The sequence below is a fragment of the Geomonas azotofigens genome, from assembly GCF_018919395.1.
In the GTDB taxonomy this organism is placed as follows: domain Bacteria; phylum Desulfobacterota; class Desulfuromonadia; order Geobacterales; family Geobacteraceae; genus Geomonas; species Geomonas azotofigens.
Map to the genome: position 1 here is coordinate 566,181 of NZ_JAHLME010000003.1, position 11,566 is coordinate 577,746.

Sequence of the window (11,566 nt, forward strand, 5' to 3'; positions counted from 1 at the left end):
TTTTAGGTTTTAGGAGTTTTTTTGTCCCTGGAAGAGATGCAAAGCAACCTTTTCTCCGAGGCACTGGAGCAGTCTTACCGGGTGCAGATCGAGGAGTTCGAGGGACCGTTGGACCTCCTGCTCCACCTCATCAAAAAGAACGAGGTGGACATCTACAACATCCCCATCGCTGCCATCACCAGGCAGTACCTCGACTACATGGAGATCATGAAGGAGCTGAACCTGGACATCGCCGGGGAGTTCCTCGTCATGGCGGCGACGCTGCTGCAGATCAAGTCGCGCATGCTCCTGCCGGCGACCCCGGAGGAGGATGGCGATGCCGAGGTGGAGGACCCCCGCGCGGAACTGGTGCGCCGCCTTCTGGAGTACCAGCGCTACCGTGACGCCTCGCAGATGCTCAACTGCCGCAACCTCCTGGGGCGCGAGGTCTTTGCCCGCAAGTTCGATTCTCCCGAACTGGGGGAGCTGGAGCCGGTTGATGAGCCGGCCGATGTCGAGCTCTTCGAGCTGATCGAGGCTTTCCAGAAGGTGCTGGCCCGTGTCTCGGTCGATACCTTCCACGACGTGGTCGCCGACGGCATCTCCATCGCCGACCGCATCGGCGAGGTGCTTTCGGTGCTGCATGCCGAGAAGACCGTCTGCTTCGACTCCCTCTTCAACACCGGCATGACCCGCGACCTCCTCGTGGTCACCTTCCTTTCCATCCTGGAACTGTGCAAGCTGAAGCTGATCAAGGTGGTGCAGATGGAAAACCACGGCTCCATCTGGCTCCACCTCGCTGCCAGCGAGGAAGAAGAATCTGACGGTGAAGGTGAAGGTGAAGCCAAGGCGGAAGCAAAGGGCGCTGATGTTGAGGATGGCAACAACGACCTGTAGGGGCGAATAATCATTCGCCCGCTTTTGTTTTTTAGATTTACGGAGGCATCTGTTGTCGGGAAAGTCGCTAAAAGGAATTGTTGAAAGCATCCTGTTCGTCCACGATCAGCCGCTCACCTTGGACCGTCTGGCCGGCATCCTGGAGGAATACGACCGCGCCGACCTCCGCGCCGCGCTTGATGAACTGATCGAGGATTACGACACCGCCGAGCGCGGCATCGTCCTGATCCAGGTTGCCGGCGGCTACCAGCTGAGAAGTCGCCCCGAGCACGGCGACTACATCCGCCGCCTCAACAAGACCAAGGGGGTCAAGTTCAGCCAATCAGCCCTGGAAACCCTCGCGATCGTCGCCTATCGCCAGCCCATCACCCGCGCCGAGGTGGAATACCTGCGCGGCGTCGATTCCGGCGGGGTCATGAAGAGCCTCCTGGAGAAAAAGCTGCTGCGCATCATGGGCAAGAAGGACGTCCCCGGCAAGCCGCTCATCTACGGCACCAGCCGCGAATTCCTGGAACTCTTCGGTTTGAAGGACCTGAACCAGCTCCCGAGCCTCAAGGAGATCCAGGAACTGGTGCCCCCCGATCCCTTCGCCGACCAGCCGGCGCTCCCGCTGGGCTCGGCCGTTACCACCGACTCCGCGCCCGTCGCCGATTCTGTGCCACCTGTTGAATCCCTTGATTCCATTGACTCCCCGGAATCGATTGAAGGGTAATCGCTGCTGAGTTAGAATATTGCCTGGCGCGCTGTTCATTAGCATTTCCGCAAAAGGAGGCTGGTATGGTACGGCAACCCGCAGTAGCTGGTAAGTTCTACGCCGGCGACCCCGATCGGCTTCGCCGGGAGCTCGCGGAGATGGTGCCCCCGGGTGAGGCGCAAAAGGTCATCGGCATCATCGCCCCGCACGCGGGCTACGTCTATTCCGGCAAGGTCGCCGGCAAGGCCTATGCCGCGGTCGAAGTCCCCGACACCGTGCTGATCCTGGGGCCGAACCACACCGGCGTCGGGGTGGCCGCCGCGCTCGCCCCCGAGTCGGAATGGCTCACGCCGCTGGGTTCGGTGCCGGTGAACCGGCGCCTGTCGCACCTTATCCTCGAACACGCCCCGCTGGTCCGCGAGGACCCGGTGGCGCACCGCTTCGAACACTCCCTTGAGGTCCAGGTTCCCTTCCTGCAGTACCGCAATCCCGGGGTCTCCATCGCCGCCCTCTGCCTCGCGCTCCCCGACTTCCCCTCGATCGCCCAGGTGGGCGAGGGGATCGCCCGGGCCATCGCCGCCTACGGCGAGGACGTGCTCATCGTCGCGAGTTCCGACATGACCCACTACGAATCCGCCGCCGCTGCCAAGGCGAAGGACGACCAGGCGCTGGCCCGCCTTGCCGAACTTGACCCGGAGGGGCTCTTGAAGGTCTGCCGCGAAAAAAACATCACCATGTGCGGCGTCATCCCGGCCACGGCTCTCCTGGTGGCGGCCAAGATCATGGGAGCCACGTCCTGCCGACTGGTCCACTACGCCACCAGCGGCGAGGTGAACGGCGACCTGCATAGCGTCGTCGCCTACGCCGCACTCACGGTTTCCTGATGGAGATAATCACCACCCACGTCAACGCCGATTTCGACTGCATCGGTTCCATGGTAGCCGCCAAGAAGCTGCACCCCGATGCGGTCCTGGTGTTTTCGGGGGCGCAGGAAAAGGGGGTGCGCGATTTCTTCCAGAAGGCGCCCCACCCGGAATTCGAGTCCGCCCGCATCAAGGACATAGACTTCTCCACCGTCACCCGCCTCATAGTCGTCGACTGCCAGCACTCCACGCGGCTCGCCAAGTTCGGGGAGTTGGCCCAAGGTGGCGCGGTAGAACTCATCATCTACGACCACCACCCCATCACCTCCGGCGATCTCAAGCCCGATGGCGGCATCATCCGCCCCTGCGGCTCCACGACCACCATCCTCGCCACCTTGCTCATGCAGCGCGGCATCGAGGTGACCCCCGCCGAGGCCACCTTGATGATGCTCGGCATCCACGAGGACACCGGCAACCTCACCTTCCCCTCGACCACCGCCGAAGACTACGCGGTCGCCGCCTGGCTCCTGGAGCGCGGCGCGCAGTTGAACGAGGTCGCCGACTCGATCGGCCGGGAGTTGACCGTGGAGCAGGTCTCGCTGCTGAACGACCTGCTCACCTCCCTGAAGACCAGCTCGCTCAAGGGGGTGGACGTCTCGGTGGCGCACGCCTCGGTCGATCGCTACATCGGCGATATCGCATCGCTGGCGCACATGATCCGCGACATGGAGAACCTGCAGGTCCTCTTCCTGGTGGTCGGGATGCAGGACCGCGTCTTCGTGGTTGCCCGCAGCCGGATCCCCGAGGTGCGGGTAGGGGAAATCCTGCGCGAACTGGGAGGGGGAGGGCACGCCACGGCCGCGTCGGCCACGGTGCGCGGGCTCACCCTGATCCAGGTGCTCGAGCAGTTGGATCAGGTGCTGAAAAAGCGGGTCGACCCCATCCGCGTCGCCCGCAGCATCATGTCCTCGCCGGTCAAGACCCTTCCTCCCGACTGCGCCATCGAGGAGGCGCGCGAGCGGCTGGTGCGCTACAACGTGAGCGCCATGCCGGTGCTCTCGGGCGACCAGGTCCTGGGGATCATCTCCCGCAAAACCGTCGAGAAGGCGCTCTACCACAACCTCAACACGGTCCCGATTTCCGACTACATGCACTCCGAGTTCTACGCCGCCACGCCGGAGACACCCATCAGCGAAATCCAGAGCTACATGGTGGGGGGAGATTCCCGCCTGGTGCCGGTCCTCGACCAGGGGCGACTGGTGGGGGTGATCACCCGCACCGACCTGCTGCGCTACAGCCTGGGTAGCGAGGCGATCTACGACCTGTCGCGCGACGCCATCCAGGTGAAGAACCGCGAGGTCGAGGGGATGATGAGGCGCTACCTCCCGAAGAGTTCGGTCGAGATCCTGCACAACCTGGGGCGGGTGGCGGACGGGCTCGACCTCCCGCTCTACGCGGTGGGGGGCTTCGTGCGCGACCTGCTGCTTGGGCGGCGCAATTCCGATGTCGACGTCACCGTGGACGGTGACGGCATCATCTTCGCCGAGGCCTTCGCGGCGGAGTACGGCTGCCGCGTGAAAAGCCACGAGAAGTTCGGCACCGCGGTCATTGTCTTCCCCGACGGCTTCAAGATCGACGTCGCCAGCACCAGGCTCGAGTACTACGTCTCGCCGGGAGCGCTCCCCACCGTGGAGCGTTCCTCGCTGAAAATGGACCTCTACCGCCGCGACTTCACCGTGAACACCCTGGCCATCGCCCTCAACAGCCAGTCCTTCGGCAAGCTGATCGACTACTTCGGCGCCTACCGCGACTTGCAGGCCAAGGTGATCCGGGTGCTGCACAACCTCTCCTTCGTCGAGGACCCGACCAGGGTCTTCCGCGCCATCCGCTTCGAGCAGCGGCTCAACTTCAAGATCGCCAAGCACACCGAGGACCTGATCAAGAACGCGGTGAAGATGGACTTCCTGGTTAAGCTCGGGGGGAGGAGGCTCCTCTCGGAACTGGTGCAGATCCTGCGGGAAAAGGAACCGCTGCAGGGGATCGCCCGCATGGCGTCGCTGGGGCTTTTGCGCTTCATCCACCCCTCCATCGAGCTGACGCCAGAGCTGCAGGCCGCCCTCGAGGAGGTGCGCTACGTCGTCTCCTGGTTCGATCTCCTGTACCTGGAGCGCCCCTACGAGCGCTGGGCCGTGTATTTCCTCGCCCTGTGCGAGGTGCTCTCGCCCGAGCAGTTCTGGGCCACCTGCACGAGGCTCGCGGTCGGCGAGCACCAGCGGGACCACCTGGCCGAGATGCGGCTTCAGGGCGATGAGCTGATCGGCGCGCTGGAGCGCAAGCTGGCGCGGCAGGAGCGTTTGGAGAATAGCGAGATCTACTTCACCCTGCGCGGGCTGAGCGTCGAGATCCTGCTCTACCACATGGCCAAAAGCGGCAACCCCGAGACCAAGCGCTGCATCTCCCTTTACTTCACCAAGTTGCACGGCATGGAGCCCCTGGTCGGCGGCGAGGACCTGAAACGGCTCGGCATCAAGCCGGGCCCGATCTACCGGGAGCTGTTGGACGCGGTGTTGAGCGCCAGGATGAACGGAAGGGTTTCCAGCAAGGACGATGAAATCCGGCTGGTACGCGAGCTGCAACCCTGACTGTTGCGTTTTTGCCACACCACCGCCTTTTCGCGGTGGTGACGTAAAATGCCGGGAAATAACGTTTTTCGTCACAAGCCCCTGTGATGTGAGGCGTTTAGAGCACATTAAAGGACTTCCCCCCGCTCTTCTCATTGGTTCCCTCCCCACGGCACTTGACCGTTTTTCTCGTGGATTCGGTAGGTTGCCCCCTCTGTGGCCTCCGTCATCATGTTTTGGCCCCTGATTTGCACGGTAGACGGCGACTCACTGCAAAAACCGGAAAAGGGGATCGTATGAAGAACCTGAAGCGCGCCGTGGCCATCGTGATAACCCTCCTCTCAATGGCAACTCCCTGTCTCGCCGAAGAAAACGCCATGAAGACCATCTTCGAGGATTCTCTGTACGGCGGCCTCGCCGGCGGACTGGTCGGTGCGGCCATGCTTGCTTTCACGGACAAACCTGGCGACCACCTGCAAAACGTCGGCATCGGCGCGGGCATCGGTGTCATCGTCGGAGCGGTCTACGGTGCCATCACCACCTCCAAGTCCCTGGCCGAGTACGAAAACGGCAAGGTGAAGTTCGCGATCCCCACCATCCACCCGGAATTCAGGGAAGGAAACGTCAAGGGGCAGAGCAACATCGTGGCCATGGCCGAACTGCTGCGCGGCAAGTTCTGACCCACACCTTTTCACATCACACCCAAGGGAGGCTCCGGCCTCCCTTTTTTTTTGCACCCGCGCCGGGCGTGGGATAAACTTCACGGGTTTGCAGCTCACCAACCGGGGGTGCCCATTGGCGGAAATTGAAACTCGCTCCGATTTGCTCGCCTATACCGATGCCATGCTCACCTGGGTCAGCGGCCGGGGACGCATTCTCATCGTCGTGCACGACAATCCCGACCCCGATTCGCTCGCCTCCGCCATGGCGCTCAGACACCTGTTCGCGGTCCGGCTGAACCGCGAGGCGGTGATCGCCTTCTCCGGCATGATCGGCAGGAGCGAGAACCTCGCCATGGCCAAGCTGCTGCAGATCCCGCTCACCCCGTTCCCGCTGATCGACTTCAAGGCCTTCCCCGTGATCTGCCTGCTGGACACCCAGCCCGGCACCGGCAACAACTCGCTTCCCCCCGACGTGCGCGCCGATATCGTCATCGACCACCATCCCATGCGCGAGCGAAGCGCCTCCTGCCGCTGGGTTGACATCCGCCCCAACTACGGCACCACCGCCACCATCCTCTACGAATACCTGAAGGTGCAGGGGGTCTCGGTAGGGACCAAGCTCGCCACGGCGCTCTTCTACGCCATCAAGTCGGAAACCCAGGACCTGGGGCGGGAGGCGACCCGGCCGGACCGCGAGGCCTACCTGGTTCTCTTCCCCCTGGCCAACAAGACCCTGTTGAACAGCATCACCCGGCCCAACCTGCCGCGCGAATACTTCATCGCGCTGCACAGCGCCCTGGAGCACGCAAGCCTCTACGGCAACGTGCTGGTCGCCTCCCTGGACGGGGTGCAGTTCCCGGAGGTGGTGTCCGAACTGGCCGACCTCCTGGTGCGGCTGGAAGGAACCGAGACCGTTTTGTGCCTTGGGCACTACAGCCAGGAACTGGTCCTCTCCATCCGGACCACCAGTGAGGAGATCAACGCCGGCGAGCTGATCCGGAAGCTCGTGGCGGGGATCGGCACCGCCGGCGGACACGGCATGATGGCGGGTGGGAAGATCGACAACGTGGCCATCGGCAGGGTGGCCGAACTCGAAGCGGTGCTCACCGAGAGGTTCCTGTCCGAGCTCGGCGTGACCGATCCTCCATTAGCCTTAGTCCCGTAAACAATTCATGAAAGCGGTTGCCAAAGCCCCCTTAAAATGCTAGTAAATACGGTATGTCCGTATTCCTAGATAACGCAGCGACTTCATTCCCAAAACCGGATGCCGTCTACCAGGCGATGGACGCTGCCATGCGGGAAATCGGTGTCGCTCCGGGCAGGGGAGGGTACCGCCAGTCGCTCGCCGCCGCCCGTATTGTCTACGAAACACGCTCCGCGCTCGCCCGCTTTTTCGGGGTCTCGGACTCCTCCCGCCTCGTCTTCACCCACAGCGCAACCGAGTCGATCAACATCGCGGTGTTCGGACTTTTGAAGCCCGGCGACCATGTGGTCTCCACCAGCGTCGAGCACAACGCGCTGTCGCGCCCGTTGCACCTGGCGGCCAAGCGCGGCGTCGAGGTGACCTTCGTGGCCTCGGACGCCCGCGGCGTGGTGTCCGAGCACGACATCGCCCGCGCCATGCGCCCCAACACCAAGCTGGTCGCTCTCGCGCACTGCTCCAACGTGACCGGCGCGGTACAGCCCATCGCGGAGATCGCGCGGGTCGCCCGTCAGGGGGGCGCACTCTTCCTGGTGGACGCGGCGCAAAGCGCCGGTTTTTTCCCCATCGATGTCGAGCAGACAGGGATAGACCTCCTGGCCGCGCCCGGCCATAAGGGGCTTTACGGCCCTCCCGGCACCGGCATCCTCGCGGTCGCCCCCGGCGTAACCCTGGAGCCGCTTCAGGTCGGCGGCACCGGCGGCAGCGCGAGTAACCCCGAGCCCCCGGAGCAGATGCCGGAGCGGCTGGAGAGCGGTACCATCAACACCCCGGCCATCGCCGGACTGAAGGCGGGGCTCGAGTTCATCGAGGCGACCGGCCTCGACGTGATCCGCGCCCGGGAGACCGCCCTGGTCGACCGGCTCCTTGAAGGGCTCTCGGGCATCGCCGGTGTCCGGCTGTACGGCCCGCTCGGGGGGGAGCGGGGCGCCGCCGTCTCCTTCAACGTCGAAGGGCACGACCCGGCAGCCCTCGGCTACCTCCTCGACAGCGAATACGACATCAGCGTGCGGGTCGGCCTGCACTGCGCGCCGGACGTGCACCGCAGCATCGGCAGCTTCCCCGAGGGGACCGTGAGGGTCAGCCCCGGCTTTTTCAACACTGAAGCGGATATCGACTTTTTTATTAAGGCGCTGCGTGAGATACTATCATGAGCGTTCCGCCCGCTCATTAGCGGCGGGCATCCCATAAGCACCCGGCAGCCGGTATAGCTGCGAAGGGTGCCGGTGGGACGGGCGAATGATGATTCGCCCCTACAAATTACGAGCAATAGACGGCGATCGGGCCGTGGAAGGGGATACTACGAAAAGTTCAGCTTTGTTGGTCAGGGATGAGGAATTCGGTATATCTGAAGGCAGCAACGTACAGGGAGTGGATATGAAGAAAATCTATGTTCTTGATACAAATGTACTTCTGTACGACCCGCAGGCTCTTACCAAGTTCGAAGACAACTCCATCATCATACCCATCACGGTTATCGAGGAAATCGACCGGTTCAAGAAGGACATGAACGAGACCGGCCGCAACGCCCGCCAGGTGTCCCGGCTCATGGATGCCTTCCGCAAGGAGGGGTCCCTCTCGCAGGGGCTCGACCTGGAAAACGGCGGCACCTTGAAGATCGAGATCTACGAGGAAAAGGTGATGAAACGGCTCCCGCCGGAGCTGCGCGAGGAGAGGGGCGACAACCGCATCCTGGCGGTGGCCGTGGACCTCATGGAATCCCAGAAGGAGATGCCGGTCATCCTGGTCACCAAGGATACCAACCTGCGCATCAAGGCCGACGCCCTCGGGCTTGCGGCACAGGATTACGAGTCCGACAAGGTCGCCATCGACGAGCTCTACACCGGCTGCGCCACGCTCGAGGCCGGTGCCGATGTCATCGACCGCTTCTACAGCCAGGGATGGCTCGACATGGACAATAACGGCTACCTCCCCAACCAGTACCTGCTTCTCACCGAGACGGGGAACCCCTCCCACAGCGCGGTGGGGCGCTTCGACCACGTCTCGCGCAGGATGGTGCCGCTGGTCAAGCTGGACAAGGAAGGGGTCTGGAGCCTGTTCCCGAGGAACCTGGAGCAGTCCCTGGCGCTCGACGCCCTTTTGGACGACAACATAAAGATCGTCACCCTGGTGGGGAAGGCGGGCACCGGCAAGACCCTGCTCGCCATAGCGGCCGGCCTGCAAAAGACCGCCGAGGAGAACATCTACAACCGCCTGCTGGTATCGCGCCCGGTATTCCCGATGGGGCGCGACCTCGGTTTTCTTCCCGGCGACATCGAGGAGAAGCTCTCTCCCTGGATGCAGCCGATCTTCGACAACGTCGAACTCCTCCTGAGCGGGCACGAAGGGGAGAAGCGCCACAGCAAGGGGTACAAGGAGCTGATGGCGATGGGGATCCTCGAGATCGAGCCGCTCACCTACATCAGGGGGCGCTCCATCCCGAACCAGTACATGATCGTCGACGAGGCGCAGAACCTGACTCCGCACGAGATCAAGACCATCGTCACCCGCGCCGGCGAGGGGACCAAGATCATCCTGACCGGCGACCCGTACCAGATCGACAACCCCTACGTGGATGCCGAGAGCAACGGCCTCACCTACGTGGTCGAGCGGCTGAAGGAGCAGACCATCTCCAGCCACGTCACCATGACCAAGGGGGAACGCAGCGACCTGGCCGAACTGGCCGCGAACCTGCTGTAGTTGACGCGACAACCTTAGAACGGGAGAAAAAAGGGGGCACGCTGCTGGTGCCCTCTCTATTTTTTTATGCTTTTACTTGCGCTGGAATCTTCATGTGACGAAACCGCGGCCGCGGTGGTGAAAGACGGCAGGACGGTGCTCTCCAGCATCGTGGCGAGCCAGATCACCACCCATGCCGAGTACGGCGGGGTGGTCCCCGAAATCGCCTCGCGGCAGCACCTGGAGGCCGTCTCCGTCGTGGTGGAGCAGGCGCTCCAGGAAGCCGGGGTGGCGATCGCCGACGTCGAGGGGGTGGCCGTGACCCAGGGGCCCGGCCTCGCCGGCGCGCTCCTGGTGGGCGTTTCCGCCGCCAAGGGGATCTCCTTTGGCAGGAACATCCCGCTCGTCGGGGTGAACCACATCGAGGGGCACCTTTTGGCCGTCTTCCTGGAACGTCCGGTCGAGTTCCCCTTCATCGCGCTGGCGGTGTCCGGGGGGCACTCGCACCTGTACCGGGTTGACGGCATCGGCCGCTACACGACCCTCGGGCAGACGGTGGATGACGCGGCCGGTGAGGCGTTCGACAAGGTGGCCAAGCTGATCGGCCTGCCGTACCCCGGCGGCGTGGCCATAGACCGGCTGGCGGCCGGGGGGGATCCGCACGCCATCAAGTTCCCGCGCCCGCTGCTGCACGACGGGACCTTCAACTTCAGCTTCTCCGGGCTAAAGACCGCCGTGCTCACCCATGTCAGCAAGCACCCGGAGGCGAAGGAGGCGGGCATCAACGACCTTGCTGCATCCTTTCAGGCCGCGGTCTGCGAGGTGCTTACCAAGAAGACCGCCGCCGCCGTCGCGCAGACCGGGATCAAGCGGCTGGTGGTCGCGGGCGGGGTCGCCTGCAACAGCGGCCTGCGCCGCTCCATGGCCGAGTACGCCCATGCGAACGGGGTGGAACTTTCCATCCCCTCACCGAAGCTGTGCGCCGACAACGCCGCCATGATCGCGGTTCCCGGCGATTTCTACCTGGGTGCCGGCTACCAAAGCGGATTCGACCTGGACGCCCTCCCGGTCTGGCCGCTCGACAAACTTGCCGCACGTTTCCAGGGAGGGAAGTGATGGAAAAAAAGATCAAGGCCAAGAAGGAGTTCGGCCAGAACTTCCTGGTGGACGACAACGTGCTGCACCGCATCGTTTCCTGCGTGGCGCCCGCCAGCGACGACTGTATCCTCGAGGTCGGTCCGGGGAGGGGGGCGCTCTCCCGGCTCCTGGTGGCCAGCGGCGCGCGTTTCGTGGCGGTCGAGTGGGACCGCGAGCTGATTCCCTTGCTGAACGCCGAGTTCGCCGGCAATGACCGCGTCGAGATCGGCCACGGCGATATCCTGAGGGTGGACCTTCCCCAGATCCTCACCAGCCGCGCTCCGGGGCGGAAGTGGAAGGTCGCCGCGAACCTCCCCTACAACATTTCCTCGCAGGTGCTCTTCAAGTTCATGGAGCACTGCGACCTCTTCGAATCCCTCGTGCTCATGCTGCAAAAGGAGGTGGGGGACCGCCTCACCGCCCCTCCCGCCTGCAAGGACTACGGCGCCCTCACCGTGCTGCTCAGGCTCCACTTTGACATCCGCCGGGAGTTCATCGTGAGGCCGGGTTCCTTCCGTCCCGTCCCCAAGGTCGACTCGGCGGTACTCACCTTCACGCCGCTGGCTGCGCCGCGGGTCGAAGTGGGAGACGAGGAACTGTTTCGCCGCGTGGTGAAGGGAGCCTTCAACCAGCGCAGGAAGACCCTGTTGAACTCGCTGCGCTCGGCGGGTTTCGACGACGGCGACGGCCTCCTCTCCGCCGCGCTCTCCCGCTGCGGTATCGACGGACTGCGGCGCGGGGAAACCCTGTCGCTGGAAGAATTCGCGGCGCTCTCCAGGGACTTGTGCTCCGGGAAAACTCTGGCATAAACACACATGAGTATGCTATATAAG

10 protein-coding genes are annotated in these 11,566 nt (G+C 63.6%); all 10 read left to right on the forward strand.

All coding sequences use genetic code 11. From position 1 onward, the window contains the following. Positions 1–21 precede the first annotated feature (21 nt). The 10 genes from KOL99_RS12305 (at position 22) to rsmA (ending at position 11,542) form a co-directional block, all read left to right on the forward strand. Entirely contained in the window at positions 22–876 is an 855-nt protein-coding gene (locus KOL99_RS12305) for a segregation and condensation protein A (protein WP_236026071.1), read from the forward strand. A 52-nt stretch (positions 877–928) separates the two neighbouring features. Then, positions 929–1,588 carry an SMC-Scp complex subunit ScpB gene (scpB, locus tag KOL99_RS12310; protein WP_236026073.1) on the forward strand — a complete coding sequence of 220 codons (660 nt, stop codon included), beginning with the start codon at positions 929–931 and terminating at the stop codon, positions 1,586–1,588. 65 nt (positions 1,589–1,653) lie between these two features. Next, a complete protein-coding gene (gene amrB / locus KOL99_RS12315; protein WP_216510757.1) occupies positions 1,654–2,454 on the forward strand; it encodes an AmmeMemoRadiSam system protein B in 801 nt (266 codons plus the stop codon). Then, positions 2,454–5,075: a CBS domain-containing protein gene (locus tag KOL99_RS12320; RefSeq protein ID WP_216510758.1), complete on the forward strand. Its 2,622-nt coding sequence runs from the start codon at positions 2,454–2,456 to the stop codon at positions 5,073–5,075. Before amrB ends, KOL99_RS12320 begins: the two co-directional genes overlap by 1 nt. A gap of 275 nt (positions 5,076–5,350) precedes the next feature. Further along, on the forward strand, positions 5,351–5,734 hold the full coding sequence (locus KOL99_RS12325; RefSeq protein ID WP_216510759.1) for a hypothetical protein: 384 nt from the start codon (positions 5,351–5,353) through the stop codon (positions 5,732–5,734). A 163-nt stretch (positions 5,735–5,897) separates the two neighbouring features. Beyond that, entirely contained in the window at positions 5,898–6,881 is a 984-nt protein-coding gene (locus tag KOL99_RS12330) for a DHH family phosphoesterase (protein WP_216511130.1), read from the forward strand. Between the two features lie 53 nt (positions 6,882–6,934). Beyond that, positions 6,935–8,071, forward strand: coding sequence for an aminotransferase class V-fold PLP-dependent enzyme (locus KOL99_RS12335; RefSeq protein WP_216510760.1), 1,137 nt, complete (start codon positions 6,935–6,937; stop codon positions 8,069–8,071). Positions 8,072–8,294: 223 nt separating this feature from the next. Next, the gene (locus KOL99_RS12340) at positions 8,295–9,617 is read left to right on the forward strand and encodes a PhoH family protein (protein ID WP_216510761.1); all 1,323 of its coding nucleotides are present in this window, start codon (positions 8,295–8,297) and stop codon (positions 9,615–9,617) included. A gap of 66 nt (positions 9,618–9,683) precedes the next feature. Further along, positions 9,684–10,712, forward strand: coding sequence for a tRNA (adenosine(37)-N6)-threonylcarbamoyltransferase complex transferase subunit TsaD (tsaD, locus tag KOL99_RS12345; protein WP_216510762.1), 1,029 nt, complete (start codon positions 9,684–9,686; stop codon positions 10,710–10,712). Continuing rightward, the gene (gene rsmA, locus KOL99_RS12350) at positions 10,712–11,542 is read left to right on the forward strand and encodes a 16S rRNA (adenine(1518)-N(6)/adenine(1519)-N(6))-dimethyltransferase RsmA (protein WP_236026075.1); all 831 of its coding nucleotides are present in this window, start codon (positions 10,712–10,714) and stop codon (positions 11,540–11,542) included. Before tsaD ends, rsmA begins: the two co-directional genes overlap by 1 nt. Positions 11,543–11,566 lie beyond the last annotated feature (24 nt).

What these genes read in the sequence shown, in the direction of transcription:
- KOL99_RS12335 (WP_216510760.1), top strand. Translation starts at nt 6,935, where the DNA reads ATGTCCGTATTCCTAGATAACGCAGCGACTTCATTCCCAAAACCGGAT.
- KOL99_RS12325 (WP_216510759.1), top strand. Translation starts at nt 5,351, where the DNA reads ATGAAGAACCTGAAGCGCGCCGTGGCCATCGTGATAACCCTCCTCTCA.
- tsaD (WP_216510762.1), top strand. Translation starts at nt 9,684, where the DNA reads ATGCTTTTACTTGCGCTGGAATCTTCATGTGACGAAACCGCGGCCGCG.
- KOL99_RS12340 (WP_216510761.1), top strand. Translation starts at nt 8,295, where the DNA reads ATGAAGAAAATCTATGTTCTTGATACAAATGTACTTCTGTACGACCCG.
- amrB (WP_216510757.1), top strand. Translation starts at nt 1,654, where the DNA reads ATGGTACGGCAACCCGCAGTAGCTGGTAAGTTCTACGCCGGCGACCCC.
- KOL99_RS12320 (WP_216510758.1), top strand. Translation starts at nt 2,454, where the DNA reads ATGGAGATAATCACCACCCACGTCAACGCCGATTTCGACTGCATCGGT.
- KOL99_RS12330 (WP_216511130.1), top strand. Translation starts at nt 5,898, where the DNA reads ATGCTCACCTGGGTCAGCGGCCGGGGACGCATTCTCATCGTCGTGCAC.
- rsmA (WP_236026075.1), top strand. Translation starts at nt 10,712, where the DNA reads ATGGAAAAAAAGATCAAGGCCAAGAAGGAGTTCGGCCAGAACTTCCTG.